The sequence below is a fragment of the Corallococcus sp. bb12-1 genome (assembly GCF_026626765.1).
Lineage (GTDB): Bacteria > Myxococcota > Myxococcia > Myxococcales > Myxococcaceae > Corallococcus > Corallococcus terminator.
In genome coordinates this window covers 60,292-87,043 of sequence record NZ_JAPNJZ010000024.1, presented here as the reverse complement: position 1 = coordinate 87,043, position 26,752 = coordinate 60,292, and the positions used below count along the sequence as shown (strand labels likewise).

The window sequence follows — 26,752 nt, the reverse complement described above, 5'->3', positions numbered from 1 at the left end:
AAGGGCCCCCAATCGGGGGCCCTGGAACTACCGACCGGAGGAGATGCGGGCGACGGGCTGGATGTTCAGCTCGGGCGACAGCTCCTGGTAGCTGAGGATGGAGAACGAGGGCGTGAACTCGTACTCCAGCAGCTTGCGCACGTACCGGCGGATGTCCATCGCCGTCAGGATGACGGGGCGCTGGGCGCTGGGCGGCAGGTGTCCGCACTCGGAGCGCACCGCGCTGACGATCTCCTGGGCGATCTCCGGCTCCAGCGCCAGGTGGGCGCCCGCGGAGGTGCGCTTGATGGAGCTGCGGATGGCCTCCTCGATGTTCGGATCCAACAGGTACACCACGAGCGTGCCGGTGCCGCGGGCGTACTTGTGGGAGATGTAGCGGCGCATGGAGGCGCGGACATGCTCGGTGAGCATGACGTTGTCCGCCTCCACCTGGCCGTACTCCGACAGGGACTGGAGGATGCCGCGCAGGTCGCGGATGGAGATCTCCTCCTCCACGAGCCGCCCGAGGATGTCCGTCAGCTTCAGCACGTTGACGATCTTCGGGACGACTTCCTTCACGATGGCCGGGAACGCCTTCTCCAACTGCTCCAGCATCGTCTGCGTCTCCTGCACGCCCATGAACTCGCGGGCGTTCTTCCGCAGGATGGCCGCGGTGTGCAGGATGATGTAGCCGGGCACGTCCCAGGTGGTGAGGCCCGCGGACTCCAGCGTCTCCCGGAACTGCTCCGGCACCCACGCGGCCGGCTGGCGCGTCGCGGGGTTGATGGCCTCGAAGCCAGGGATGTTCATCAGCTTGAGGCGGTCCACCGTGTCGTTCACCAGGATGTGGCCCAGGGTGGCCTGGCCGGTGACGACGGGGACTTCGTTGATTTGGATCTGGTAGGCCCCGGGCGGCAGGCCGCCGTTGCCGCGCGCGCGCACGCCCGGGAAGCGGACGCCCAGTTCGACGAACAAGCCGTCGCGCATGAACGGGATGAGCTCGAAGAGGAACTTGCCGCCGTCCTGCCGTGAGTCCACGAAGGGCACCAGCGCGTCGGACACCTCCAGGACGATGGGGGTAACGACGGGGATGAACAGCTCCGAGTCCGGGTTGAGCTGCTCCTTGGGCGCCGGCTCCGACGACACGGGGGTGCCGAAGCTGGACTCCATCGCGGGGCCCGCCTCCTCGGCGGCGGTGTCCGCGTCCTTCTTCTTCATCATCGAGTACGCGCCGAAACCCGCGCCCGCGCCGAGGATGAAGAAGGGAATCTTGGGCAGACCGGGGATGAGACCCAGGCCCACGAGCATGGCCGCCGCGATGGCGATGGCCTTCGGGTAGGCGGTGAGCTGCGTGCCCACGTCCTTGCCCAGGTGCGCGCCCTCCTCCTCGCCGCCCACTCGCGTCACCAGGATGCCGGCGCAGGTGGAGATGAGGATGGCGGGAATCATGCCGACCAGACCGTCACCGATGGTGAGCAGCGTGTACTTCTGCGCCGCGTCCGCCGCGCTCATCCCCTTCTGGGTCACGCCGATGATCAGGCCGCCCACGATGTTGATGACCGTGATGATGATGGACGCGATGGCGTCGCCCTTCACGAACTTCATGGCGCCGTCCATGGCGCCGAAGAGCTGGCTTTCGCGCTCCAGGTCGCGGCGCTTCTTCCTGCCCTGATCATTATCGATGGAGCCGGCGCGCATGTCCGCGTCGATGGACATCTGCTTGCCGGGCATCGCGTCCAGGGTGAAGCGCGCGGCCACTTCGGCGACGCGCTCCGAGCCCTTGGAGATGACGATGAAGTTCACCACCACCAGGATGAGGAAGAGGATGGCGCCGACGACGAAGTTGCCCTGCACCACGAAGTTGCCGAACGCCACCACCACTTCGCCCGGGTCGCCGGTGAGCAGGATGAGTCGGGTGGTGGAAATGGTGAGCGACAGGCGGAACATCGTCGTGATCAGCAGCACCGTCGGGAACACCGACAGCTGCAGCGCGCCTGGCACATAGAGGGAGATGAGAAGAAGTATGACCGAGATGCTGATGTTCAGCGTCAGCAGGATGTCCAGCAGGAACGTCGGCAGCGGGACGATCATCATCCCGACGATGGCCACGACGACCACCGCCAGGACGATATCGGAGTACTTGTTCAGGAAACTGTTCGGATCGCCGGTCATCGTCGGGGCGCCATCCTAGTCCGGGCCGGCCCTGGTTCCCAAGGGGGGGTACGCCCTCCCCTGCAAAGGGAGGAGGCCTGCCGTCGGACTACGCGTCGTCCTCGGGCGCTTCGGCCTCACCCACGTCCTCGGCGCTCTCCATGGCCGCGGCGGCGAGCATCCGAGCACGGGCGCTCAAAGGATCCACGCCCTCGGGGTCCAGCGCCACGGCACGATTGAAGTCCTGGGCCGCCTCCGTGAGCTTCCCCTGGCGCAGCGCGGCTTCACCCCGGTTGACGAAGGGGGTGATGTCGGTGGGATCCAGCTCGATGGCGCGGTTGAAGCACCCCACCGCCTGATCCAGGTCCTCCAGCGCCAGATGGCAGGCGCCCAGGGCCGTGTGGAAGTAGGCCTCCGACGCGTCCATCGCCAGGAGGTTCTCGAAGATGGCCAGTGCCTCGCTGAAGCGCCCGTCCTGGAAGAGGTTGAAGCCCTCGGTGGCCCGTTCGAGCATCTCGGCGGCGGACAGCGGCTTTTCGTTGTCGGGCAACACCGTGGCCTTGGATTCGGTCGTCATCAGCGCGGGTCCCTCACAGGGAGGACAGGAGGACGTGGGCCCGCAACCGACCACCAGGGGACAGAGGTGGCTTCGGGCGCGGACAGCTTAGTCTGTTATCGGGGCAACCTCCAAAGAGGGTGCGTCCCAGGTGGTGGGCCCGGCTTTCTAGAGCCCCCTTTTCTGGCGGGAAAAAAGATCAGAAAATGGGGACGAAACTTCCGGACCCCGATCCCCCATAATCCTTTTGTAAGCAGCTTCGCAGCGCACCCACCCGCTACCAAATCTGGAGACACCCCATGTCCAACGCTACCGTCGCCGGCGCCGCCATCTCGAAGGCCTTCAACACCAGCCAGGGCCTGAACGCCACCGAGCAGGCGTCCCTGAAGGGCCTCACGGGCGATGACCGTACCCGCGCCGAGGCTCAGCTGATGCTCCAGAAGCAGCAGGAGGCCGTTGCCTTCGCCTCCAACATCATGAAGAAGCTGAACGAGATCGCGATGTCGATCATCGGCAACATGAAGTAATCCTGCCGCTTCCTGGCAGAGAGAGCCGGTCCTCCTTCTCGGGAGGCCGGCTCTTCGCTTTTGCGGGCTGCACTTCCTTCGCGCTCACCTCCCCCGCAAGCACCACGGCCCGGACCCACGCCAGGAGCGTGCGACCGGGCCGCGAACGGGAAGGTGGACCGCGGGGCTTCGGAGGCTACTTCGCCGGCTTGCCCTGGACCCGGTCCGCCTGCTGCTTGAGCGCGAGCAACGTCCCGCGCGCCCGCTGCGTGGAGCGGCGCTGCAGCGACGGATCATTCTGGATGGCGCGGCTGAAGTCCGTGAGCGCGGCGGGGACGTTTCCCCGGCGCAGGAAGATTTCCCCCCGACCCACGAGCGCGTCCCCGTTGTCGGTGTTGAACCGGAGCGATTGCTCGAAGGCGTCGAAGGCCTCATCGAAGCGCTCGAGCGTCATGTACGCGGCGCCGACCTGGCAGTGCAGCACGCTGTCATACGGGGACGCGGCCACCAGACCCTTGAAGATGTCCAGCGCCTGGGCCGTCTTGCCCGCCTGCATGATCTGGTGTGCCGTCTGCGCCCAGCGGTAGAGCGTCGCCTGGGGCATCTTCAGGAACTCTCCCAGCGTCACCTCTCCACGAATCAACCGCGCATCTTCTTCCTGCTGGCGGGACTCGGCGGATGGGGCCTGGGACGGGGGTTTGGCACTCAACGTGAACCTCCAGACGAGCGGGGCAGCACACCGCCCCGCTCGCGGGAGGGTGTGGCGACTAGAAGATGATGTTGCGCGGACGCACGGTATCACTCATGCGCGGGATCTGCTTCAGGGTCTTCAGCATGGTGGTGACCGAGTCGAAGGACTCCGTCATGCCCTTGCGGTGCTTGCTCTTGTCGTACGAGCCACCGAAGTCGTCCACCCGGTTGAACGGGTTGAAGCCCGCGGACTTGGTCTGGGCCAGCGAGTCGAAGGTGTTCGTCACCGCGTTGAGGCGGTCCTGCAGCGCGGCCAGCGGATCCTTGTTGCTCTGCGCCAGGGCCGGGTTCGCCGAACCACCGTAGGTGTGGCTGACGTTGACGTCGCCGCCCTTCTTCAGGACCTCGCCGCCGTTCTCCGAGCCGACGATCTCCGCGCTCTCGAAGGTCCAGTCGTCCGTGGACGCGCCCATCGTCACGACGTCCACGGTCTTGTTCTGACCCGCGAAGCGGACCGCCTCGTCGACGCCGTCGCGCTTCACCGCGCTGATGGTGCCCTTGCCCTTGTCCAGGTCCTTCACCGTCACGTGGTCGTCACCCATGACGATGTCCAGCGAGCCCGTCACGGTCATGCCGTTGCCGTAGGGCACGGTGTTGACGTTGATGCGGGTGCCGTCGCCCAGGACGAACGAGGTGTCGTTCTTGAAGTCCCACTTACCGCCGTCGCCCTCGTCGACGTGCGGATCGCCCCACACGCGGGTCTCCTTGCCGTCCGGACCCGTGACCTTCCACTCGAACTGGCCGAGCGGTTCGATGACGTAGCCGCCCGGGGTGGTGATCTTGTTGTCCTTCACCTCCAGGGAGTAGCGCGCGTTCGCGTTGTCCAGGGGGTTCGGCAGCTCCGTGGGGAAGGCGCCCGAGCTGGCGGAGGTGCTCTTCGCCGTCACGGACTTGCCCATCTGATCGGCCTTGGCGCTGGTCTTGTCCGCCTTCGCGGTCGCGCCGGCGATCGCCTTGTCCACCTGGCCCAGCGTCGTCTCGATGAGCTTCGTGTTCTTCGCGATGGTCGCGTCGTTCACAACGCCTTGAGCAGGATTCTTCACGCTGAGGGCCTGGGTGTTCAGGCCGCTGATGTTCGTCGCCATGGGCATCTCCCGGGAAAGGGAACTCGAGGTCAGGAAAGCGCTACAAAAGATGAACTGGAAGGATTGTCGTGCGCTGGAGGGCGAGAGTTTCGCTCTGAAGGCAACGAATTTTCCAGCCCGCTTCCACCCACCCCAGGAGGCGCCGCTCCATGGATCAGGAAGACTCACCTGGAGGGTGGGGCGGACCCGGTGACCCCGGGAAAAGGCGGGAAAATCTGAATCGGAAAATCCCCAGGAAACTTCCGGACCCCGATCCCCCATAATCCTTTTGTAAGCAGCTTCGCAGCGCACCCACCCGCTACCAAATCTGGAGACACCCCATGTCCAACGCTACCGTCGCCGGCGCCGCCATCTCGAAGGCCTTCAACACCAGCCAGGGCCTGAACGCCACCGAGCAGGCGTCCCTGAAGGGCCTCACGGGCGATGACCGTACCCGCGCCGAGGCTCAGCTGATGCTCCAGAAGCAGCAGGAGGCCGTTGCCTTCGCCTCCAACATCATGAAGAAGCTGAACGAGATCGCGATGTCGATCATCGGCAACATGAAGTAATCCTGCCGCTTCCTGGCAGAGAGAGCCGGTCCTCCTTCTCGGGAGGCCGGCTCTTCGCTTTTGCGGGCTGCACTTCCGTACGACAACGGGGGGCACCAGGCCCCCCGCGCCGGGCCCGGCTCAGGGCGTCGGAAGCTGGGCGTTCAGCAGGATCTGATGCCGGGTGGTGGTGAGGACGTCGAAGTCCGCGGTCACCGAGTCGGCGTAGTCACCGGTGTCCCGGATGCGGACCTGCATCGGACGGGGGGACTTGCCCGCCTGCGCATAGCGCGCGGTCACCGTGTACCGGCCGACGGGCACATCCTGCACCGCGTCACCATCCGGCGTGCGCACCAGCTTCTTCGTGATGGGGGCGCCGTCGCTGCCGTCCACCAGCTTCCCGCTCGGCGTCAGCGTCAGCTCGATGTCATCCGAGTTGATGGCCTGCTCCGGATCCGCGGGATCGATGAGCTGATCCACGTAGACCGCGACGAACCCGCCGTAGTTTCCGGTGTCGTCGGCGCGCTTGCCCGAAAGCTTCCAGGTGAAGTTGCGCACCGCGCCTTCGTTTCCGGCGAAGACGGCGTCGTCGTTCGGATCCAGGTCGAAGGTGTAGGAGCGGGCGTTGTACTGGACCTTGTGCGTCGCGCTGGCATGCCAGGTTCCCGCCGGCTTGCTCACGTCGATGCGGTAGGTGCCATCCGACCCCGTCGTCGCCAGGGCGTTGGAGTTGTAGATCATCGTGTTGTCGGCGACGACCGTCACCCCCGACATGGGCTGGCCCCGGGCATCCACCACCTTGCCCGACATCTGACCACCCTCCGGAGTGCCTCCCCCACCCCCTCCGGTCTCCTTGGTGCATCCGCCCACGGCCCCCAGCAATCCCACCAGGCCCCAGGTCACCGCCTTGCTCGTCCAGCGCATCCGCGTCCTCCTCGGGTTCTGACTCCGTCCGGGCTCCGGCCGCCCGGGTCCATCCGTCCCCAGACAGGTTCTATCGGAAGGAACAGCAAGGTAGCGACCCTTCTGGCCCACGCGCCCCACCCGCCTGGGCGCTTGCCCGCAAAAGCAACTGCCGCCCCCCACCTCTGAGGGTGGAACGGGCGGCAGCGGGACTTCAGCAAGCGTGGGGACGACTCAGCCCCACATGTCGCCGATGAGCTCCTTGCGGCGAGACATGAGCTTCTTGAAGAAGTTGTCGTCGCGCATCTTGTCGAAGGTGGCGACGGACTCGTTCTTCGAGGCCGACTTCTTCGCCTCCGCCTCAATCTCCGCGGGCGTCGCGTTGGGGTTCGCCTGGATGAACTTGTTCATGTCATCCTGGATCTTGCCCTTCACCTTGTCGATGCGGCCCTCGCCCAGGAAGCTGAGGCTGCCCTTCGACTCGTTCATCCCGGAGACGGCCGAGCTGATGACGTCGTTGACGACCTTGGTCTTGTCCGCAGCGGAGTCCGTGTTCGACGCCTTCTGCACCGTGCTACCCGCTCCGACACCATTCACAGCCATGGGGGAACTCCGAAGGAAGGAAGTTGAATCTTGAAGGGATTATCCGCGCGGAGAATTGGGAGTTGCGTGACAGGTGGGCGTTCTCCTCACGAAGAGCGCCCCCTCCCCGCGGCGGACGGCTAGCCCTTGAGCTTGCCCAGGGCGGGGTTCTTCATCCACGCCTTGAACGACTCCAGATCCTTCTGCACTTCCTGCGTGCTCGGCGGCGGGGCGTTCGCGATGGAGGGCGGAGGGGGCACGTCGCCCGTGATGGCGGCGCGCTTCTTCGCCGCGCTGTCGCTCACGAAGGCGTCCTTCGCCCCGGACGGGCCGCCAGCGGCGGGCTTGGCCACCTGGGCGGGGGCCGCGGCGGCGGCAGCGGGCGCGGCGGCGGCGGAGGGCTCGAAGCCGCGCGAGGTCAGGTAGTTCTGCATCCACTCCACCGCCTCGATGAGGACCGGAGGCATGGAGGCCAGGGCCGGGTTCTTGCCCGCCTCGCCCAGGTGACGGTTGAAGGCGTCCTTCACGTCCTGGTACAGCGCCATGTTCATGTGAGCGCCGTCCTTGGTGTTGACGATCAGCTCGGACATCTTGCGCAGCACCTGCTGGAGCGTCCCGGTCGCGCCCTTCGAGGCGGCATCCAATCCGGAGATGATGCCCTCGCGCTTCTTGGTCAGCTCTTCCGGCGCGGCGGGCGGCATCTCAGCGGGGACTCGCGGATCAGGATTCGGATTCGACATGGAACTGTCCTCGGGTGAAGGGGGAGGTTGATACATCCACCCTAGCAGAACATTTAGGGTGTCTAGAAACTCCTGAAGCTCTTCCAACCCTGGAATCCCCAGGACTTGGTGGGTCGGAGCTTCAGCGTCGCGTCAGGGCGGTGACCATGGCGCCGGCCTTGCGCACCACCGGATCATCCACGGGCGTCATCGCCGCGGCGCGGCGGAGATCTTCCAGCGCCTGGGGCTTCTGGCCCATGGCCAGCTTCACCTCGGCGCGGCCTACGTAGACGGACGGATCCTGGGGCGCCAGCTTCGCCGCCACGTCGAAGGCCGCGAGCGCGCCCTGTCCGTTGCCGGCCGCCATCTCCACCACGCCGAGCGCCTTGGCGAAGTACACGTCCGTGGGGTTCACCGCGTACAGGCCCTGGAAGAGCGTGCGCGCCTCGGCCACACGGCCCTGGTAGAAGAAGAAGTAGGCCGTCTTGGCGATGGCGTACAGCTCATCGTTCGAATAGCCACGCACCTCGCGCAGCGTGGCCTTGCCCTCCGCCCAGCGCTGCAGGAGCGCGGTGAGCTTCGTCTCGTCCTGCGGATCCTCCGGGTCCAGCGACGCCATGGGTCAGTAGCCCTCGTCCTTCTGCTCTTCCCACATGCGGCGGAGGATCTCCTGCGACTCCGCGCTCACCTGATCCACCAGGCCCAGCATCGCGGACTCGCGCTGCAGCAGGGCCTTGAGGCGCTCCAGGCGCTCCGGCGGCGCGTTCACCCGCGACAGGCCGCGCTCCAGCATCCGGCGCTGTCCGTCATCGCCTCGGCCGGCGACGCTGGCCAGGTAGGGCCGGTCGCTGAAGCCTTCCAGGTCCGCGTCGTGCCCGCCCGGGTGCGGGGGCAGCGGCAGCCGGAGTTCCTCCGACGAGTGCGCCGGACCGATGGAGTCCAGCAGCGCCGCCGAAGCCAGCGCGGGGTTCTTCGGGTTGCCCGCCTTGCGCAGCTTCTTCGCGCGATCGAGCTGGGCGGGATCCACCAGCCGCTCGCGGACGCTGCGGGGACCACCCCAGGGCCAAAGGGCTGTACTGGGGGGAGGATTGTTGATTCTGGCCATGGTAGGCCGACTTCAACCCAGGTGAGGGGCCCGCGTCCAGCCCCCCTGACGTCAGCCCGCCTGCTCCCGTTGCAGGGTGTAGATGAAGTTCAGCACTTCGGCGACCGCGTCGTAGAGCTCTTCGGGGACTTCCTGCCCCACGTCCACCCGGTACAGGGCGTGCGCCAGGGACACGTTGCGCATCACGGGGATGCCGTACAGCTTGGCGATCTCCTTGATCTTCTCCGCCTTGAGGCGCATCCCCTTGGCGACCACGCGAGGCGCACCGTCCGCCTGCTTGTCGTACTTGATGGCGATGGCGATGTCCGCCTCTTCGTCACTGGCCATGGACCCTCCTCAGGCGCGCGCCGTGGGCGCCGCTTGTTGTTTCAGCCCGTAGACGAAGTTCAGGACCTCCGCGACCGCGTCGTAGAGCTCCTCCGGGACTTCCTCGCCCACCTCCACGCGCAAGAGCGCATGGGCCAGCGGCACGTTGCGCAGCAGCGGCACGTCCGACGCACGCGCCAGCGCCTTGATGCGCTCCGCCTTGGCGTCCATGCCCTTGATGAGCACCCGGGGCGCCCCGTCCTTGCCCTGGTCGTAGATGAGGGCGACGGCGACGTGGTCCGGGTTGGTGACGATGACGCTGGCGTCCTTCACCGCCTCCATCTGGGCCCCCTCCATGATCTCCTGGTGGAGCTCCTTGCGCTTGGCCTTGTGGTGCGGGTCGCCTTCGCTCTGCTTGTACTCCTTCTTGACCTCGTCCTTCGTCATCATCATGTCCTTCATGTACGACTTGCGCTGCCACCACACGTCGAAGATGCCGAAGATGACGAAGAGCATGAGGATGCGCACGCTCACGCGGTAGATGATCTCCCCCAGGATGATCATGATGCCGTCGGTGTCCTGCCGCACGGTTTCGATGACCAGGGGCATGGAGTCGCGCACCACGCCGTAGACGATGTAGGCGGCGACCGACAGCTTCACGAGGTTCTTGAGCAGCTCCACGAAGGTCTTCTTCGTGAACATGTTCTTCAACCCGGCGATGGGGTTGAGTTTGTCCAGCTTGGGCATCAGCGGGTCCATCGTGAAGAGGGACCCCACCTGCAGGAAGTCCATCAGCCCGCCGAACACCGCCGCGCCCGCCGCCACCGGGACCGTGAGGAGCAGCATCGTGCGCAGCCCCATGTAGAGCAGTTGGGTGGTCGCGAGCCCCAGGTCCTTCGAGTGGGCGATCTGATCGAAGCTGAAGCGGAAGAGGACGGAGATCTCCTCCTCCACCGTGCCCCACGTGGACCGGGCGATGCCCATGCCCGCGGCGAGCACGGCCACGGCCGTCAGGTCCTTGCTCTTCCAGACCTGGCCCTTCTTGCGGGAGTCGTCGAGCTTCTTCTGCGACGGCTCCTCTGTTTTGTCGCCACTCTCTTCCGACATGGAGGAATCCCGGGGCGCCTAGGCCAAGAGCTGGATGGCGCGCTGGACCATGCGGAGCATGTTGCCCAGCTCCAACTGCATGCGTCCGATGATGACGTGCATCGCGATGAACATGATCAACACGCCCATCAGCGGCTTGAGGGACATGGCGATGAAGAACACCTGGACCTGCGGCGCGACGCGGTTGATGGCGCCCAGGGCCAGGTCGGTGCAGAACGCCGCCACCATGCCGGGGCCGGCCAGCGCCAGGCTCACGGTGAGCAGGTTCGCGAAGGAGCGGATCATCAGGTCGAAGAAGGGCCACACGCCATGGCTGAAGCGCGGGAAGCCCTCCAGCGGGACGACCTGGAGGCTGTCCGCGAGCGCGCGGATGATGATGTGGTGCCCGTCCAGCGACAGGAACAGCACCACCGTCAGCTGCACCTTGAGGCTGGAGAAGAGCGACACCTGGGTGCCCAGTTGCGGCACGAAGAGCTGGGCGTTGTTGCTGCCCGACATGGTGTCCATCAGCGTGCCGGCCACGCGGGCCGCGTCGAAGACCGTGTTGACGATGTACGACAGACACAGCCCGATGAAGATCTCCTTGCAGAGGAGCGCGATGTACGGGAGCGCGCTGATGGGGATCTTGTCCATCCGGTCCGCGACGGACGGGAACAGCACGATGGAGATGAGCAGGCCCAGGCCCAGCTTCATCTCCGCGGGCACGACCTCACCGCCCAGGAACGGGCTGAAGATGAGGATGGGCATCACGCGGCACATGATGAGCGCCACCGTGAAGATGGTGACCGACAGGTTGAACCGAGTGCTCACCTCGGCCATGACTTCGCCGATGTTCATCTGCCGATGAGCGCCGGGAAGCGGTCGAAGACGTGGAAGGTGAAGCGCAGCAACTGGCCGCCAATCCACGGACCCGTCATGGCCAGCACGCCGAAGACGAGGACGACCTTGGGCGCGAACGTGAGCGTCTGCTCCTGAATCTGCGTGGTGGCCTGGAACAGCGAGATGAGGAAGCCCACCAGGAGGCTCATGAGCACCGGCGGCGCGGAGACCACGAGCACCAGGAACAGCGCCTCCTGGGTGATGAACGTGAGCTGATTCATGGGAGTGCGGTGCTCCTTACAGATAGCCGATGACCAGGCCCTTGGCGATGAGGTACCAGCCGTCCACGAGCACGAACAGCAGCAGCTTGAAGGGCATGGAGATGGTCGTGGGCGACAGCATGTGCATGCCCAGCGCGAGCAGGATGTTGGCGACCACCATGTCGATGACGATGAACGGCACGAAGAGCAGGAAGCCGATCTGGAAGGCCTCCTTCAATTCGGACACGACGAAGGCCGGGACGATGACCATGAAGTCATTGGGCTTGATGTCCTTGCGGTCCTCTTCCTTCCGCATCTTCTTCGCCAGGCTGTAGAAGAGCGTGCGGTCCTTGTTGGTGACCTTCTTCATCAGGAAGTCACGCAGCGGCTCCTTGGACTTGTCCGCGGCCCCCAGCAGCGTGCCCACCGTTTCGGAGGAGAACACCGCGGTGCCCCGGGACCAGATGTCCACCCCGCCCGCCCGGTACATCTCCTGGCCGATGGGGGCCATGATGTAGACGGTGAGGATGATGGCCAGGCCGGTGATGACCTGGGTGGGGGGAATCTGCTGGGTGCCCAGCGCCGAGCGGACGATGGAGAGCACCACGGAAATCTTCACGAAGCTCGTCACCATCATCAGCGCGAACGGGAGCAGCGACATGGCCGCGAGCGCGAGGATGAGGATGAGAGGACGGGAGGTGAACGAGTCGGAGTTCACCGCCTCCTTCACCAGGGAGTCCGGCATGGAGGTGTCCGCGCCCCCCTTCTTCGCCGCGGACGCGACGAACGGGTGCAGCGACACGAGGGCCGCGAAGAGCCAGGGCGGAGCGCGGAACAGGGGCGAGCGGGCGGGAGACGAACGGTTCACGAGACGGCCTTCAGGCGCCCGGCGGCGGCGTGGGGCCACCGGTCCGGCGTGAGAGGAGCTTCTGGAGGAAAGGACTCAGGGACACCGGGGACGACGGAGGCCGCGCGGCGCGGATGCGCTCCACGGCGTCCCGGTCCAGCTTCGACACAAGTTGCACGCCACCCTCGCCGCCACCCACCAACAGGTACTCGTCCGCGGCCTTGAGGACGAAGAGCGTGCGCCGTTGATCCAACGGGATGCGCTCCATCACCGACACGACCGACGCCTTGCCCACGGGCACACCCTGCAGGCCCATCAGCCGGCGCAGGCCCACGTTGAGCGTCAGGTAGATGGACGCGAGCACCGCGCCCAGCAGCGCCACCGTGCGCACCACCACCCAGCCCAGGCTCTCCTGCTCCTCCGGCGCGGCGATGCCCAGTTCCTTGTCCAGTTCGTCCGCGTGGCGCGAGGCACGGTCCGCCGGATTCGCGGCGTCGGGCTCCGGTGCCTGCGGGGTGGGCGGGGCCGCGACGGGGGCCTCGGCCTTCGCTGGCGGCGCGACGACAGGGGCGGGCGTTGCGGCGGCCTTCGCCGGGGGGCCTTGGGGAACTGGCGTGGCGGCGACCTTGGGCGCGGCCGGTGCCGCGTCGCCCGTCGCGGGCACGGGTGAGGCGGAGGATTTCGGCGCGGCCGGTGGAACGACGGCGTCGGCCTTCGCCGGAGGCGCGGCGGGGACGAGGGTCGTTTGCGGCGCCACGGGCGCCTGCGCCAGGACGGCCGACGACGCGAAGAGCAACGCGGCGCCGAGCAACCCGCGCGAGGAAGAGAGACTGAGGACTGCCATGGATGGGCGCGAGCCTAGTGCACCCGAGTCAGGACCGCCACGGCCCCCCGAGCAACGAGGGTCCCCTGCCCGCCTGCCCTGGGGCTCGTGAGGCGGGAAGGCTCATCCCGCCAGGTTGATGATGCGCACGCCGAGCTGTCCGTCCATTTCGACGAGCTCGCCCCGGGCCACCACCTTGCCGTTGACCGACAGGTCCACGGGTTCACCCGGCCCACGGCGCAGGTCCAGGACCTGCCCTGTGCGCAATCCCACCACCTGCTCCGCCGTGATGGCCACGCGCGCCAGCTCCACCGCCACCTGCAGGGGCAGGTCGCTGAGCAGATCGCTTCCATCCCGGTTGTTCGCGTCGTCCAAAGCCGCCCCTTCCAGTTCCGGAGGTACGTCCAGCTCCGGGTTGGTGAAGTCCTCGTTATCGCTTCCGCCGGCCCCGGGCTCCGCCTGGGAATGGCCCGTCTCGCCGGGGACGACCTCCGTGATGCGTGCACGGTAGCGGCCGTTCTCGACGTACACGTCCGCCGCCAGGTGCCCGGTGCGTCCCAGGCCCAGCCGCAGCTGCGCCGTGCCGGCCTCGCCCCGGTCCGGCCGCGCCGACAGCGCGTCCAGCAGCAGCACGTCCTTCACCCGAAGGGACGCCAGGTCCTGGGCGGACAGCTCCGCCACGCCAATCTCCGCGCGCAGCCAGTCGCGCAGCGTGGACAGCCGCCGCCCGTGCGCCTTCATGTTCGCGCGGCGCTGCTCGCGGCGCTGGGCGCTGTCCACCGCGGGTTCGGCCGCCTCCAGCACCGCCGACGGAATCACCAGCCGCACGATGCCGCGATGCGGGCCCACCACCGCGTTCAGGTGCACCGCCAGCATCGGGCCGTCCTCGCCCAGCCTCGCGGAGACCTCATCCACGCCCCGGGCCACGCCGTCCAGCCTCGGACGGGGAACCCCCGCCTGCAGCCCGGGCGCCAGCTCCTTCAGGGCCTCCAGGACGACGTAGCCCATCACGCCCTCCTCGATGTCCGTCAGCGGCCGCAGGCCCACCGTCTCACCGGCGCCGCCCAGCAGCAGGTCCACCGCCGAGTGCGCCAGGGACAGCTCAATCTCCAGCACGGCCCGCCCCGCGAGCGCCCCGGGCGCGAGCACCGCCAGGAAGGACGGGTCGCCCAGGAAGCGGCGCAGCTCCGTCATGGGGCGCGCCTGGGCGGACTCCACCGTCAGACGCACGTCCACGTCGAAGAGGGCCTTGAGCCGCGCGCAGAGGGTCTCCAGCGTGCCCGGGCCTGGTGTGAGCCAGCGCAGCCGCTCCGCCAGCAGGCCCTGCGCGCGCGACACCTTCTCCAGGTGCGTGAAGACGAAGGGCCGCCAGGGCAATACCGGCTGTGCCGGTGCCGAGGCGGGCTTCGAAGAGGGGCCCAGCTTCCGGGTGTCGACCAACATGGTTCGCTCGTAGATTCCGGGTTCGTCGTCCGGCTCCAGACTCATGTCTTCGCCTCGAACCGCAGCTGCTCAAGCGCCAGCCCGCGACCTCCCAGGGCGCTGCGCAGGCCCTCGCTCTGCTCTTCCAGCAGCTTCAGTGTTTCGCGGTCGCTGCCACTGAAGGTGGCGGAGATCTTCCCGTTCCTCGCGCTGACCTTGATGGACAGGCCGTTGAGCACGTCCCCGCGCAGGTCGATCTGGAACTCCGCGTTGCCCATGGCGTTGGTGCCCACGCGCACGCGCTCCACGATCTTCTGGGCAATCTCACTGGCCATCTGGCGCAGGCGCTCCGAGCCAGCCATGTCCTTGGGCTTCGCCACCGGGACGGGCGCCATCAGCGCGGGGTTGAAGCGGAAGCCCGCGGCGGCCATCTGCCCGCCCTTCTCGTCCTTCTCCTTGCCGCTGCCACCGCCCGCGCCCTTGCCACCGCCGGCGTTGACGTCGACCTTCATCTCGCCCTTCTCGGCGCTCAGGCGGCTGGACTCGCCGCCGGACTTGGTCAGGTCGCCGTCGCGCACGTCGTTGGAGCGCTTGTCCTCCTTGACCTCCGACTTGCGCGTCTCCGAGCGCTGCGTCAGCGACTGCGTCTCCCCCTGGCGCTGGGACTGCTGGGCGCCCTGGGCGCTCTCCCCGGGCTTCGCCGAGCCGGTCTCCTTCTGGGCCAGCTTCTCGTCGAAGGTCTTGCCCTGGCCCTGGGTGGCGCGCGCGAGCACCGCCTTGGCGAGGCTCTGGGGGGACTTCGCGTCGGTCGCGGCCTTCGGGTTGCCCTTCTCCGCCTGGCCCTTCTCCGCCTGGCCCTGCTGGACCAGCTTGGAGAAGAGGGACTCACCCTCCAGGCGCTTCTTGCCCTTGGCTTCGGCAAGCCTGCGCTCCTGGATCATCCGCTCCGCCATGCGCGCGGCATCGCGATCGTCGTCAACTCGGCTCATGGCGTCCTCTCCTGACTTCGGGGGCGGCGGGAGGTTACTTGCGCTGGCGGGCCAGGAACAAGGCGTTGCCAATCTCCTCCTGGTTCAGCTCCTCGCGCTGCTGGCGCTCCTGGCGCACCTGCTTGACGAAGGTTTCCTTGTTCTTCTCGATGGCCTTCAGCTCCTTGGCGGCCTCGGCCATGAGCATGCGGCGCTGCTCGACCAGACGGGCGGCCGCCTTGACGACCTCCTTCTGGTGTTCGATCTGGAGGGCGACCTGGGCCTCTTCGTCCTTCAGGCGCTCCTCGAAGCGGCCCATCATGTTCATGCCGTTGATGCCGGCGCCCTTGGCCATCATCTGCTGGAAGTACTCGGCCACCTTGGCCTTGCGCTCCTTCTTGCGGCGCTCCAGTTCGGCCTCCAGTTGGGCCTGAACCTTCTTTTCCTTTTCCAGCGCCTTGATGGCGGCGGAGAAGGCCTGCTCGGCCTCCTCCTTCGCCTTCTCACGCATGTCCAGCAACACCTGCAACCGGTACGGGGGCATGGTGGGGGCATCCTAACCGGAAAACGCCCCGCCCGGGCCCCCCGCCTCCGGGGCAGCCAGCCTCAGTCCTCGAAGAGAGCGATGAGCTGCTCCACCGTCTCCTCGAAGGGAGAGTTGGAGTGGGTGTCCTGCTTGAGGAAGTCGATGATGGCGTCGTACTTCTCGATGGCGTAGTCGGTGCGCGCGTCGGCCCCGGCCTGGTAGGCGCCCAGGAGGATGAGGTCGCGCTGCTTCTCGTAGGTGGAGAGCGTCTCGCGCAGCTTGCCGGCGGCCTTCTTGTGCTCCTTGGAGACGATGCCGCTCATCACACGGCTCAGGCTCGCCAGCACGTCCATGGCCGGCCACTGGTTTCGCTCGCCCAGGGCACGGTTGAGGATGAAGTGGCCGTCGAGAATACCTCGGACTTCGTCGGCGATGGGCTCCTCCATGTCACCGCCGGCCACGAGGCAGGTGTAGATGGCGGTGCACTTGCCCTTCTCCGAGTTGCCCGTGCGCTCCAGGATGCGCGGCAGCATGGAGAAGACGCTGGGCGGATAGCCCTGGCGCGCGGGGGGTTCGCCAATCGCGAGGCCGATGTCACGCTGGGCACGGGCAAGACGCGTCACCGTGTCGAGCATGAACAGCACGTTGCCGCCGCGCTCACGGAAGTACTCCGCGATGGCCGTGGCGACGTAGGCGGCGCGCAGACGCACGAGGCTGGGCTGGTCGGACGTGGCGCACACCAGGACGGCGCGCTTCATGCCCTCCTCGCCCATCGCGTCCTCGATGAACTCGCGCACCTCACGACCACGCTCACCGATGAGCGCCACGACGCTCAGGTCCGCCTGGGTGTTGCGGGCAATCTGCCCCATCAGCGTGGACTTACCGACGCCGGAGCCTGCGAAGAGGCCCACGCGCTGGCCCTCGCCCACGGTGAGCAGCCCGTCGATGCAGCGGACACCCAGGGGCAGCGGCCGTTCGATGCGCTGGCGGGTGAACGGATCCGGACAGTCGCGGTCCACCGACCAGTCGATGAGCCCGTCGCCGTCCAGGGGGCGGCCGTCCATGGGTTCGCCGACGCCGTTGAGCACGCGGCCCAGCAGCGCGTCCCCGCACTTGATGGTCAGGGGCTTGCCGGTGGGGATGCACTCGCTGTCCGGACCGATGCCGTACAGCTCGCCCAGGGGCATGAGCATCACCTCGTCGCCCACGAAGCCCACGACCTCCGACTTCATGACGCCACGGGTGCGGCTCTTGACGAGCACCACCTCGCCGATGCGGACGTTGGGCACGCTCGCCTTGATGACGAGGCCGGTCAGTTCGGTGACGCGGCCGCGCACCCGGACGAGGGACGCATCCTTGATGAGGTCGTAGTAGCGCGAGAGGTCGATGGCCATGGCTGCTTCCTCCGGCTCAGGCCGGACCGCTCTTGCGCGCGGGGTCTGGCAACAGGAGGTTCTGGAGCATCTCCAACTGCGTGGGCAGCTGCGCGTCCACCGTCCCGAACTCCGTCTGCACGATGCAGCCCACCGGAGCGACCTCCAGGTCCTCCTTGATGGCCAGGTCCACCGTGCGCCCGATGAGTTCCATCAGCACGGGGCGCTTGGCGCGCAGCACCGCGGCCGTCTTCGGGTGCACCCGCAGCACCATGGCGCGCGCGTTGCGCAGGTTGTCGATGGCCGCGGCGCACAGGTCCACCATCAGCTCCGGCTCGCGCTCCAGGTCGCGCCCCAGGATCTTCTCCGCCATCTTCAGCGCCAGCCCGATGATGTCCTGCTCCTGGGAGGTCAGCAGCTCCCCGGCCTGGATCTTCGCGCGGAGGACGATCTCCGTCGCCTGCGCCAGGCCTTCCTGCCGCCCCGCATCCTTCGCCCGGGCAAACAGTTCCTCCTTCTCACGCTGCGCCTCCGCGAGGATGCGCTCCTTCTCGCGATGGGCGTCTTCGATGATGCCCTGGGCGCCCTGACGCGCCTCGAAGACCTCGGCGTTCATCACGCCGGCGCGAGGGGGCCGCAGCGCCGGTCGCTCGGACGTGGCGACGACCACCGACTCCGACACCCCATCCCCCTTGATTACCTTGCCGATCGCCATGGGCTGCTCCTTGCGGACCGGATGCTAGCGCGTTCCGCCGCGCGGTCCACGCCCACCAGGCGCTCCGGGCTCTTCCAGGTCCTCCCGGCTGGGCGGGGGCCGTCTGCGGCCCACCTGCGTGCCCTCGGAGGTGGATCGCTGGGACGCCTGCCCGGAGGCCGGGCCAGCACGGCCGGCGAGCACGCGCGGGGGACGCTCGGGTTCGGCTCCCGGTTCGGGACGCACCGCGGAGCGGCTCCCGGTGCGCGCGCCCAGCACCCGGGCCCCCTCGGCGGGGTCCTGACGGCGGGGCTCGCGGGGAGCGTCCTCGGAGGACGGTCGCAAAGGGCGCTCCGCCCGCACAGGGCGGCCCTGGGGTTCGTCCGGCGGCGCCGGGCGGGACTCCTTCCGCATGCCCAGCCGGGCGGGAGGAGGCCCGATGCGGGCCCCTTCCGGATCCATGGGCCCGGGGCGCGTAGGACGGCTGCCCTCCGGTTCACGGCGGCCGGAAACGCCCCCGGTCGACGTCCGGGGTGCCGCCCCCCGTTCGCGCTCCACCGGCATCCGGCGCATCTGCGAACCGTTCGCGTCCCCTTCCGGCGGCGCCGTGGACACGCGGCTCCGTTCGCGCTCCACCGGCATCCGGCGCATCTGCGAGCCGTTCGCGTCCCCTTCGGGCGACGCCATGGACGCACGGGGCGCGGGGCCCCGTTCGCGCTCCACCGGCATCCGGCGCATCTGCGAACCGTTCGCGTCCCCTTCCGGCGGCGCCGTGGACACGCGGCTCCGCTCACGCTCCACCGGCATCCGGCGCATCTGCGAGCCGTTCGCGTCCCCTTCCGGGAGGACCGGCGGGCCCCGCCCTTCTCCCGCAGGTGGGCGTGGACGCCCCGCTCCCGGCGACGCCCCCGGTCCCGCGTCACGGCTGGACGCGGCCCCAGCGCGGCGGGCCGCACGCTCGGCCATGAAGTCGCGCTTCGCGCCGGCATCGTCCGCGGGCGCGCTTTCGCCACCGCCCCGCAGCCCCTTGGGGGCCCGTAGCGCGGGCGACCGGGACGGATCCGGCGCCGTGGTGCGTCCCGGCGCGGGCCTCGCGGCCGGGGCCCCCTGCCTCGCGGGGGGAGCTGGGGGTGCGGACCGGCCCTCCGGCGGCGCGGCCTTGCGCGCCCCCGGCGGAGGCGGCAGCACGGCGGAGGGACGCGGCGGCGCCGTCAGACGCACCGGGCGCTCGATGAGGCCGCGCACGGCCAGGCGCTCCAGGTCCATCACGATGTCGGTGCGGCCGCCATCGCCCCGGGCCGTCGGCCGCGAGCGCTCCTCGCGCACCCACTTCGCCACCAGTTGGCCGAACTCGCCGCGGTGCTTCTCCAGCATGCGCGCGGCGAACTCCGGCGACTGCGCGACACAGGCCCGCGCCAGCCGCTGCACACCCGCGCTGCGGATGGCGCCGGCCGGCCGGTTGAAGCCCTCATGGAGGGTGATCTGCGCGCGCGCGTCGTCCTCCGGGAGCTTGCGCGGCGCATTGGCCGCCACGGACTTGCTCGCGAGTTGGAGCAGGTCCGGCGGCAGTGCCTCCAGGAAGCCCGTCAGATCTCCTTCAGGAAGCCCTGCCAGGGCCGGGCCCAGCACGCGCGCGCCCAGGCGGTCACTCACCGTGAGCAGCTCGCGCGTCTGGAGATTGAGCACGTCCGCGAACTTGAAGCCCGCGGACTGACCGGCGACCTCGCGCGCCAGCGCCTCTTCCAGCTTCCAGCGGATGATGTCGAGGATCTGCGGGCGCACCTCGCGGGTGAGCTTCACGCGCGAGGGCGGCAGGTGGCCGCGCACTGCGTCCGCCATGTTGCCGGGCAGCGCGCGCAGCGTCACTTCCACCAGGGCCCCGCGCTCGCGTTGCAGCAGCGCCGCCAGCCGCTCCGGATCCGCGGTCCAGAGCTGACCGCGCCGGTCCTTCATCAGGCGCTTGAGCTCCTGCACCACCGCGGGCAGCCGCTTCTCACGCGGAATCTGGAGGATCTCCTGCGCCCGGTGCCTCAGGAGCGCGCCCTCGTCATCGGGCAGGTGCTCCAGCGCGGCCATGCTCTCCTGGCCACCGAAGGTGACCGCGGTGAGGAGCATCATGGTCTGGCGCTTGCTGAGCGAGGTGAAGAATGAATCCAACGGTCACCTCGCGGGCCCCCTGGTGGCCCGCTGAAGAAAGTAGGCATGTCCCCGGCCTGGAGGACATGTCCCGTGGCCCGCCCCAGGAGGGCCACGGAGGACCGACGTCACTCCGGACGACCACCCCGTGCACGGGCAGGACGGGGGGCCGCGGCGCCGCCGCCCCCGGAGCCGCCGCGCATGAAGGTCCACGCGGTGAGGCCCATCATCGCCAGGATGAGCGCGAACGCGCCGCCGAGGATGACCTTGAACGTCGAAGCGCTGGCCGCCGTCATGCGCACGCCGAGCACGTCCTGGAGGCGGTTGGTCTCGCTCATCTCCGCCGTGGGGGCCAGGGCCTCCGTCATCAGCACGGTGACAGCCTCCGGCTTGAGCTCCGACACGGAGCTGGCGACGAACTGCTTCACCGCGTCCGTGCTGATGGGAGGCTTGCCGGGCTCGTTCGTGCGGTACTTGATGAACACGGAGGCCGACGGCATCGGCTTGTTCTCCGGCTGCGACAGGTCGTTGTTCTCCGGGATCATCACGATGGCGCGCGCTTCCAGCACGCCGTCGATCTGATTGAGCGCGTTGGAGACCTCACCGGCCATCGCCTTGAGGAGCATGGCGCGCTCTTCCGTGGCGGTGGGCACCATGCTGCCCTTGGCGAAGTGGGACAGGCCCTTCTCCACCGGACGCGGCAGCGAGTTGCGCTTCAGGAGTTCCGCGGCCTGCGCGGCGTCGCCCTTGGGGACGACGATGGTGAAGCGGACTTCGTTGCCACCCTCCGCCTTCTCCTTCTTGGCGTTGATGCCGTTCTTGCTGAGCAGCACGTAGATTTCATTGGCGTCCGCCTCCGTCAGCTCGTGCTGCAGCTCGATGGAGCAGCCGGTGAGGAGCAACAGGGCGAGGAGCGGGGCGGCGAAGGCGGGCGTTCGGCGAGTCATGGGCGGGACGTAGCTTAACAGGGCCCTTGCAAAACGCGGAAGGGCGCCCCCTCCCAACCCGGGAGGGACCGCCCTTCGCATGCCGCCATGGCCCGGCGGGTGGGAACTCAGACCTGGGTCTTGACGACGTCCTTCAGGCCGCTGGTGGCCTTCTCGACGACCTTGGAGGTCAGATCGAGTTCCTGCGAGTACTTGTACATGGACGCCTGGAGCCCGAGCATCTCCGCGTTGGACATGTTCTTGCCGGAGCTGGCCTCCTTGATCAGCTTGTCCATGCTGATCTGGCCCTTCTCCAGACCGGAGACGAGGTCGGACACCATTCCGCCCGACTTGCCCGTCTTGGCGGTCTCCGCCTTGGCGTCCACGGGCTCGGCGCCCTTGGCCGTGGCCGGCTGCTGCGCCGCGCCGCTGACCTTGTTCATGCCGGCCTTTTCCGTCTTGTTGACGGTTTCGACCTGGCGAACGGTGTCCACCTTGTTGGCGGCCTGGGCCTTGTTCACGCCCTGGGCCGCGTCCGCCTTGTCGGCGCCCTGGGCCTTGTCAGCGAGAACTCCGTCGAACTTCGACGCGCCCGTCTTGTTCGTCTGCTGGGCGCCCTGATCCTGCAGCTTTTGCTGCGCCACCTGTCCCGCGGAGATGCCGCTCATCGGAGCCGCCATGTGACACCCTCCTTGCATCCGTCGAGGGGGGAGGGAGTTCCTCCTCCTCGTTCAAGAGTTCTTTGAGCCGGTCAATGGCCCGCGCATGAAGCCGCGACGCCCAGCTCTTCGACTGCCCGATTTCAGCCCCTGCTTCTTCCAGGGTCCTGCCCTGGAAGTAATAGCCCTGCAGGAGCTTGCGCTCTTTCTCCGGAAGCTTCTCGATGGCCGAGCGCACCCGGTTCTTCAACTGCTCCATCTCCAGGCGCTGATCCGCCGGGAGGGATTCGTCGACATACCCCGCCGCCTCCGCCCCTTCCGCCCCCGCCGCGAACACCGCGGCGAGTCCCGCCACGGCATCCGAGATGTCTCCGATATCATCGTCGAATGACGACCCGCGGTTGCTTGATCCCTGCTCGCGGTCCGCAAGATTTCCAAGATAGGCGGTGGCGCGCTCGCCCTGGTAGGCGGTGCGGGCATCCGCGCCCCGGAGGACGCCCATCTTTCGGAGGCCATCAAAGATGGCACCCTTGATGCGGTAGTGGGCAAAGGTGAGGAAGTTGGCGCCGACCTTGGGGTCGAAGCGTTCCGCAGCCTCAAGGAGGCCGATCTGCCCATAGGCCAGCAGTTCGTCCAGCTCCAGCTGGGCGTTGAACTGCTTGCGCACGGTGGCCGCGAGCGACCGCACGTACGGGCCGTACTTCTCCAGGATGACCTTCCTGTCTTCACCCAGAGGCAAGCGGCGCGCTCACTCGGCCTTGGACCACAGCCGCTCGAGAACCTGGTTCAACCGAGGATCATCCTGAAGGGCACCGGCGATGCGGCCCGTGAGGGCATCGGACTTCATGTGCAGCTTCTCCTGGAGCACCTCGGAGACGAGCGCCTTCGTCGCCTCCTCCTTGCTCTTGAAGCCCCCGTTCTTCAACCGACGGGCGATGGCGAGCGCTTGCGCCGCGATCGGATCCGCAGCCTGGGGGCCCTGGACGTTGCTGGAGCCTACCAGACCTGAAGGCCCGACGAGTGATTCGGTCTTGTCGACCTTGCCGCCGAAGGACGCGCCAGCGGCACCCGCCGCACCGGACGCGCCCTTGACGCCGCCCGCGCGGCCCTTCCCACCCCCACGTCCGACTCCACCGACCGCCATCGACGTACCTCCTTCGTCCTGCCTGCTACTTCTTGGGCGGAGGCAGGGCCCCCGCTTCCTTCGCCTGGATGAGCGCCTGGGCCAGGCGGGCACCGTCGCCCTCCGGCTCCAGGTCCATGGCGGCCTTCAGTTCCTTGAGGGCTTCCGGCACCTTGCCCATGAACAACAGGGCCTCCCCCGCGTGTGCCCGGGGCAGCGACGACAGGGGCGCCAGGCGCTGGGCGACCCGGTAGGCCTGGAGGGCCTTGTCATGGTGGCCCTGGGCGAATTCCACGGCGCCGATGCCAATCTGCGGCACCTCGCTCTTGGGCATCAGCGCGGCGGCCCCGACGAACACTTCACGGGCTTTGTCGAAGTGGCCCATGTCGAGCCACAGGTAGCCAGACTCCAGCAGCACCATGGCCGGCTGGCGCGCCAGGGGCACGAGGCTGTTGGCAATCTCCGAGGAGGTTTCCGCCATGGACGTCGCGCTGCCTTTCCCGTGGCCGGAAGCACGGAAGGCGGCCGTCGAGGGCCGCCTTCCTTGCACCGGTCAGTGTGTCCGCTGAAGCCCGAAGACTAGCGGATGTTGCCGATGGAGTTCTTGGTCGTATCGTGCCGCGACTTCATGACGTTGGAAACCGCCGTGAAGAGCTGCGACTCGTGCTGCATGGCCGACTGCATGTTCAGCAGCTTGACGTTGTCGTCCATCATGGCCTTCAGGCTGCCGTTGTTCGTGAGCGAGTCGCTCACGCCGCCCGCGCCCGCGCTGGTGCCCAGCGTGGAGGAGCCGCCCGTGCCCGGGATGCCCGCGCCCGTGCCGGGCATGGACGTGGTGGGCACCGCGCCGGAACCGGTGTTCATCACGCCGGCGTAGGGGCCGCCCGCCATGCCGGAGCCCGCGGCGCCGGAGAAGGTCTGCGCGGAGGAAACCGCGGCGGAGACGATGCCCGCGCCCGGCACGAAGCCGGCCACCGAGCCCACGCCCGCGCCGACGACGCCCGCGGCGTTGTTCAGCCCGTTCTGGACACGCGCGCCAAAGCTCGTGTTCGGCGTCTGCCGAGCCGTGGTCATCTGGGTGTTCATACGCAGGTTCGGACCCATCATGCCGCTGTCGATCTTGACGCCCATTTTCAGCCTCCGCGCTGCTGCCAGCGAATTAAAGGTGAGCCTGGGATCATCCCTTGGCTCTTTCAATGGATTATCGGGGATGCCAGCCGCCGGTTGCCTGCTGGTGACAAGAAATCGTCCAGGCCCCCGAAACGCCTGTTATTTCCGGCCCTTGGGCTGCTTGGACTCGGCGACGAGCTTCTCGCGGACGTCCACGAGCATCGTCAAAAGCTCTTCGGCCCGCGCGATCGCAGCCTGGGCCTTCTTGCCGGTTTCCGCGCGCGGGCCCTTCAGGCCGGCGAGGCCCTCCTTCACGGGCGCGAAGAGCACCTGCACGTCGTCCGCGGAGGCCTTCTCGATGAAGGTCTCGACGGCGGGATAGGAGGGCATGGGCAGCTCCGGGGGAGGGGTCGGCGCGGAGGTCCTGGCGGGCGGGGGCATCGAAGTCACGATCTCCTGGCGGGGGACCGACCGTGCGGCCGGCTCCAGCTCTTTCCTGGAACGCTATGGGAATCCGTCACCGGCATCAAGCACCCCACACGTCGCCAAGCAGGCCGCTTGTCGCCTCCAGACCTCGTCCCATGGGCCGCAGGGCGAACGGGCACGCACCCGGTCTCCCCCTCCCGGCCTGTCCCCCACCCCCATCGCCCCTAGCTTTTTCCGAACGGGGGTCGTCGCCCCGTCCCACTCACATCCTCCGGGAGAGATTCCATGAAGAAGCTCATTGGGGTTATTGCGTCCGCGGCGTTGCTGGGTTCTGGCGTGGCCGTGGCCCAGGACAGCGTCGTGCAGCCTTCGCAGCCGCCTTCCACCAACGTGCCGGCCCAGGGAAGTCCGGGACGGATTGAGTCCGGCGGCACCATGCAGGGCTCCCAGCAGGGCTCCATGGGGAGCACCGACGCCATGGGCGGCTCCGGATCCGCGGCCCACTCGCCGAGCATGACCGGTGCGAACGAGCTGACGGGCAAGGTCGTCAAGAGCGAGAGCAAGAAGGTCTACATCAGCAGCGCGAACGGCGCGGTGGTGCCGCTGGACATCGACAGCAAGACCCAGTTCACCGACCCGACCCTGAAGAACGCCAAGAGCCTGAAGGAGGGCCAGGAGATCCGCGCCAGCTTCCAGGTGAAGGACGAGAAGAACGTGGCGACCAGCATCTCGCCGAGCCAGGGCACGGGTGGCTCGGGCACGGACGTGATGTCGCCGGATCCGTCCATCAACGAGGGCAAGGGCGGCTCGGGCATGGATGACCGCACCAAGGATCCGGGTGCCTCCGACAGCGACTCCAGCATGAATCCGGACACCGGCTCCAGCACGCACGACACCAGCGGTTCGCCGAAGACCTACTAGTCCCTTCGCGTGTGCCTCTCCCCTGCTCGCGGCCCGCCGACTTGCGGCGGGCCGCGGGACTTTTCTCACGGTGGAGGCTCCATGGTGGGAGCGGGAGCCGCATGGACCGTACGGCCGACGTCATCATCCTGGGGGCCGGTGCGGCGGGGCTGTCCGCGGCGGTCCAGTTGATGCGCAAGGGCCTGCGGGTCATCGTCCTGGAAGCCCGGGACCGCGTGGGGGGCCGCGTGGCGACCGTGCGTGATCCGATGGGCGACGTGCCCCTGGAGCTGGGCGCCGAGTTCGTCCACGGCAAGCCGCCCACCCTCCTGCGGCTCATCCGGCAGGCGGGGCTGACGGTCGGAGCCTGCAACGACAGGCATGCGCTGCTGTGGCGGGGAAAGTTGGCGGAAGCGGAAGAGGCCTTCGCGTTCCAGGAGGCCCTGACCTCGGCGAAGCCTCCGGACCGGTCGATGACCGCGTGGGTGGCGGAACAGGCCCGTGCGCGGAAGTGGCCGCCCCTGGTCGCCGCGATGGCCCGCTCCTACGTCGAGGGCTTCTACGCCGCGGATCCGGACATCGCGAGCACGCTGGCCATCGCGAGGATGGACCGGTCCGTCGCGAGCACGGGCGGTGCGACGCCGTCCCGCGTGCTGGAGGGCTATGACCGCGTGCTGCGGGCGATGGCCGCGAAGCTGTTCGCGAAGCCGGACACGCTGTGGCTCAACGCCGTGGCCGAGGAGGTGCGCTGGAAGCCGGGACAGGTTCGCGTGCGGGCCCGGACGCGGCAGGGGGTTACGCTCGGGACATTCCAGGCCCGGCAGGCCGTGGTGACACTTCCGGTGGGCGTGCTGCGGGCCCGTCCTCCGGCACCTGGCGCCGTCCGCTTCGTGCCCCGCGTACGGGAGCAGGAACGCGCCTGGAACCAGTTGGAGATGGGCCCCCTGGTGAAGGTGCTGCTGCGATTCCGCACGGCGTTCTGGCGGGAGCAGGCGGACACCGCGCGCTTCGGGTTCTTCCATGCACCGGGGGCGGCCTTCCCCACCTGGTGGACGCTGTCGCCCCACCGGTGCACCCGGCATCTGGTGGGCTGGAGTGGCGGGCCCGGCGCGTTGGCGCTGTCGAAGCCGAGCGAACGGGTGGTGCTGGAGCGCGCGCTCCAGGGGCTCTCGCGGCTGTTCCGGCAGCCCGTGCGGCACCTCCACGAACAACTGGAGGCGTGGCATGTGCAGGACTGGCAACGCGAGCCGTACACGCGCGGCGGTTATGCCGTCATTCCCACGGGGGCCATGGATGCGGTCGCCGCGCTGGCCCGGCCCGTGGGCCGGACCTTGTTCTTCGCGGGCGAGGCCACGCATGTCGGGGGTGAAGAAGGCACTGTGCACGGGGCGCTCGATACCGGGCGGCGGGCGGCGGACGAGTTGCTGGCCCGTCGCGGGAAGACGTGAGCCCGGGTCGCCTTCC

General features: G+C 68.2%; 32 protein-coding genes. 4 read left to right on the top strand and 28 right to left on the bottom strand.

Annotation, left to right across the window (positions count from 1 at the left end; genetic code table 11):
* Window positions 1–27 precede the first annotated feature (27 nt).
* The gene (gene sctV, locus OV208_RS27960) at window positions 28–2,151 is read right to left on the bottom strand and encodes a type III secretion system export apparatus subunit SctV (protein WP_267576969.1); all 2,124 of its coding nucleotides are present in this window, start codon (window positions 2,149–2,151) and stop codon (window positions 28–30) included.
* Between the two features lie 88 nt (window positions 2,152–2,239).
* Window positions 2,240–2,707 (bottom strand): tetratricopeptide repeat protein, encoded by a 468-nt coding sequence (locus OV208_RS27955; RefSeq protein ID WP_267576968.1) that lies wholly within the window; start codon window positions 2,705–2,707, stop codon window positions 2,240–2,242.
* 278 nt (window positions 2,708–2,985) lie between these two features.
* Between OV208_RS27955 and OV208_RS27950 the strand changes: the two genes are divergently transcribed.
* The gene (locus tag OV208_RS27950; protein WP_120538026.1) at window positions 2,986–3,213 is read left to right on the top strand and encodes a hypothetical protein; all 228 of its coding nucleotides are present in this window, start codon (window positions 2,986–2,988) and stop codon (window positions 3,211–3,213) included.
* A 175-nt stretch (window positions 3,214–3,388) separates the two neighbouring features.
* Here OV208_RS27950 and OV208_RS27945 read toward each other — a convergent pair whose 3' ends face one another.
* Together OV208_RS27945 and OV208_RS27940 are read right to left on the bottom strand one after the other, a co-directional pair.
* Window positions 3,389–3,901, bottom strand: a complete 513-nt coding sequence (locus OV208_RS27945) for a tetratricopeptide repeat protein (RefSeq protein ID WP_267576967.1) — start codon at window positions 3,899–3,901, stop codon at window positions 3,389–3,391.
* Between the two features lie 58 nt (window positions 3,902–3,959).
* The gene (locus OV208_RS27940; protein ID WP_267576966.1) at window positions 3,960–5,027 is read right to left on the bottom strand and encodes a DUF1521 domain-containing protein; all 1,068 of its coding nucleotides are present in this window, start codon (window positions 5,025–5,027) and stop codon (window positions 3,960–3,962) included.
* A gap of 320 nt (window positions 5,028–5,347) precedes the next feature.
* Between OV208_RS27940 and OV208_RS27935 the strand changes: the two genes are divergently transcribed.
* Window positions 5,348–5,575 carry a hypothetical protein gene (locus tag OV208_RS27935; protein ID WP_120538026.1) on the top strand — a complete coding sequence of 76 codons (228 nt, stop codon included), beginning with the start codon at window positions 5,348–5,350 and terminating at the stop codon, window positions 5,573–5,575.
* A gap of 120 nt (window positions 5,576–5,695) precedes the next feature.
* Here the strand turns inward: OV208_RS27935 and OV208_RS27930 are convergent, their stop codons facing one another.
* The 24 genes from OV208_RS27930 to OV208_RS27815 form a co-directional block, all read right to left on the bottom strand.
* Window positions 5,696–6,478, bottom strand: coding sequence for a carboxypeptidase-like regulatory domain-containing protein (locus OV208_RS27930; protein ID WP_267576965.1), 783 nt, complete (start codon window positions 6,476–6,478; stop codon window positions 5,696–5,698).
* A 213-nt stretch (window positions 6,479–6,691) separates the two neighbouring features.
* Window positions 6,692–7,060, bottom strand: a complete 369-nt coding sequence (locus tag OV208_RS27925; protein WP_267576964.1) for a hypothetical protein — start codon at window positions 7,058–7,060, stop codon at window positions 6,692–6,694.
* A gap of 119 nt (window positions 7,061–7,179) precedes the next feature.
* Entirely contained in the window at window positions 7,180–7,779 is a 600-nt protein-coding gene (locus OV208_RS27920; protein WP_267576963.1) for a hypothetical protein, read from the bottom strand.
* A gap of 121 nt (window positions 7,780–7,900) precedes the next feature.
* Window positions 7,901–8,377, bottom strand: coding sequence for a SycD/LcrH family type III secretion system chaperone (locus OV208_RS27915; protein WP_267576962.1), 477 nt, complete (start codon window positions 8,375–8,377; stop codon window positions 7,901–7,903).
* A 3-nt stretch (window positions 8,378–8,380) separates the two neighbouring features.
* Complete coding sequence (locus tag OV208_RS27910) at window positions 8,381–8,863, bottom strand: hypothetical protein (protein WP_267576961.1); 483 nt, start codon at window positions 8,861–8,863, stop codon at window positions 8,381–8,383.
* Between the two features lie 51 nt (window positions 8,864–8,914).
* A complete protein-coding gene (locus OV208_RS27905; protein WP_120543094.1) occupies window positions 8,915–9,190 on the bottom strand; it encodes an EscU/YscU/HrcU family type III secretion system export apparatus switch protein in 276 nt (91 codons plus the stop codon).
* 9 nt (window positions 9,191–9,199) lie between these two features.
* Window positions 9,200–10,276, bottom strand: coding sequence for a type III secretion system export apparatus subunit SctU (gene sctU, locus OV208_RS27900; RefSeq protein ID WP_267576960.1), 1,077 nt, complete (start codon window positions 10,274–10,276; stop codon window positions 9,200–9,202).
* 18 nt (window positions 10,277–10,294) lie between these two features.
* Entirely contained in the window at window positions 10,295–11,113 is an 819-nt protein-coding gene (locus OV208_RS27895; RefSeq protein ID WP_267576959.1) for a flagellar biosynthetic protein FliR, read from the bottom strand.
* Complete coding sequence (gene fliQ / locus OV208_RS27890; RefSeq protein WP_014398418.1) at window positions 11,110–11,376, bottom strand: flagellar biosynthesis protein FliQ; 267 nt, start codon at window positions 11,374–11,376, stop codon at window positions 11,110–11,112. The genes OV208_RS27895 and fliQ overlap by 4 nt, the downstream gene beginning before the upstream one ends.
* Before the next feature lie 16 nt (window positions 11,377–11,392).
* A complete protein-coding gene (sctR, locus tag OV208_RS27885) occupies window positions 11,393–12,223 on the bottom strand; it encodes a type III secretion system export apparatus subunit SctR (RefSeq protein WP_324291421.1) in 831 nt (276 codons plus the stop codon).
* A 10-nt stretch (window positions 12,224–12,233) separates the two neighbouring features.
* Window positions 12,234–13,046, bottom strand: a complete 813-nt coding sequence (locus OV208_RS27880) for a flagellar biosynthetic protein FliO (protein ID WP_267576958.1) — start codon at window positions 13,044–13,046, stop codon at window positions 12,234–12,236.
* A 102-nt stretch (window positions 13,047–13,148) separates the two neighbouring features.
* The gene (gene sctQ / locus OV208_RS27875; RefSeq protein WP_267576957.1) at window positions 13,149–14,513 is read right to left on the bottom strand and encodes a type III secretion system cytoplasmic ring protein SctQ; all 1,365 of its coding nucleotides are present in this window, start codon (window positions 14,511–14,513) and stop codon (window positions 13,149–13,151) included.
* Complete coding sequence (locus OV208_RS27870) at window positions 14,510–15,436, bottom strand: flagellar hook-length control protein FliK (RefSeq protein ID WP_267576956.1); 927 nt, start codon at window positions 15,434–15,436, stop codon at window positions 14,510–14,512. The genes sctQ and OV208_RS27870 overlap by 4 nt, the downstream gene beginning before the upstream one ends.
* Before the next feature lie 34 nt (window positions 15,437–15,470).
* Complete coding sequence (locus OV208_RS27865) at window positions 15,471–15,959, bottom strand: flagellar assembly protein FliH (protein WP_193428325.1); 489 nt, start codon at window positions 15,957–15,959, stop codon at window positions 15,471–15,473.
* 62 nt (window positions 15,960–16,021) lie between these two features.
* Window positions 16,022–17,335, bottom strand: coding sequence for a type III secretion system ATPase SctN (gene sctN / locus OV208_RS27860; RefSeq protein WP_267576955.1), 1,314 nt, complete (start codon window positions 17,333–17,335; stop codon window positions 16,022–16,024).
* A gap of 16 nt (window positions 17,336–17,351) precedes the next feature.
* A complete protein-coding gene (locus OV208_RS27855; protein WP_267576954.1) occupies window positions 17,352–18,029 on the bottom strand; it encodes a FliH/SctL family protein in 678 nt (225 codons plus the stop codon).
* Window positions 18,030–18,053: 24 nt separating this feature from the next.
* Window positions 18,054–20,126, bottom strand: a complete 2,073-nt coding sequence (locus tag OV208_RS27850) for a hypothetical protein (protein WP_267576953.1) — start codon at window positions 20,124–20,126, stop codon at window positions 18,054–18,056.
* Window positions 20,127–20,272: 146 nt separating this feature from the next.
* Window positions 20,273–21,091: a type III secretion protein gene (locus OV208_RS27845; protein ID WP_267576952.1), complete on the bottom strand. Its 819-nt coding sequence runs from the start codon at window positions 21,089–21,091 to the stop codon at window positions 20,273–20,275.
* A gap of 107 nt (window positions 21,092–21,198) precedes the next feature.
* Window positions 21,199–21,750 (bottom strand): ATP-dependent helicase HrpB, encoded by a 552-nt coding sequence (locus OV208_RS27840; RefSeq protein ID WP_244238367.1) that lies wholly within the window; start codon window positions 21,748–21,750, stop codon window positions 21,199–21,201.
* Complete coding sequence (locus OV208_RS27835; RefSeq protein WP_120543104.1) at window positions 21,632–22,468, bottom strand: sigma-70 family RNA polymerase sigma factor; 837 nt, start codon at window positions 22,466–22,468, stop codon at window positions 21,632–21,634. The genes OV208_RS27840 and OV208_RS27835 overlap by 119 nt, the downstream gene beginning before the upstream one ends.
* A gap of 9 nt (window positions 22,469–22,477) precedes the next feature.
* Window positions 22,478–22,873, bottom strand: coding sequence for a hypothetical protein (locus OV208_RS27830; RefSeq protein WP_120615625.1), 396 nt, complete (start codon window positions 22,871–22,873; stop codon window positions 22,478–22,480).
* Between the two features lie 25 nt (window positions 22,874–22,898).
* Entirely contained in the window at window positions 22,899–23,333 is a 435-nt protein-coding gene (locus tag OV208_RS27825) for a tetratricopeptide repeat protein (protein WP_267576951.1), read from the bottom strand.
* 98 nt (window positions 23,334–23,431) lie between these two features.
* Complete coding sequence (locus tag OV208_RS27820; RefSeq protein WP_267576950.1) at window positions 23,432–23,983, bottom strand: hypothetical protein; 552 nt, start codon at window positions 23,981–23,983, stop codon at window positions 23,432–23,434.
* 138 nt (window positions 23,984–24,121) lie between these two features.
* Window positions 24,122–24,352, bottom strand: coding sequence for a hypothetical protein (locus OV208_RS27815; RefSeq protein ID WP_267576949.1), 231 nt, complete (start codon window positions 24,350–24,352; stop codon window positions 24,122–24,124).
* A 321-nt stretch (window positions 24,353–24,673) separates the two neighbouring features.
* Between OV208_RS27815 and OV208_RS27810 the strand changes: the two genes are divergently transcribed.
* The gene (locus tag OV208_RS27810; RefSeq protein ID WP_267576948.1) at window positions 24,674–25,309 is read left to right on the top strand and encodes a hypothetical protein; all 636 of its coding nucleotides are present in this window, start codon (window positions 24,674–24,676) and stop codon (window positions 25,307–25,309) included.
* 101 nt (window positions 25,310–25,410) lie between these two features.
* Complete coding sequence (locus tag OV208_RS27805) at window positions 25,411–26,736, top strand: flavin monoamine oxidase family protein (protein WP_267576947.1); 1,326 nt, start codon at window positions 25,411–25,413, stop codon at window positions 26,734–26,736.
* The last annotated feature ends 16 nt before the right edge of the window (window positions 26,737–26,752 follow it).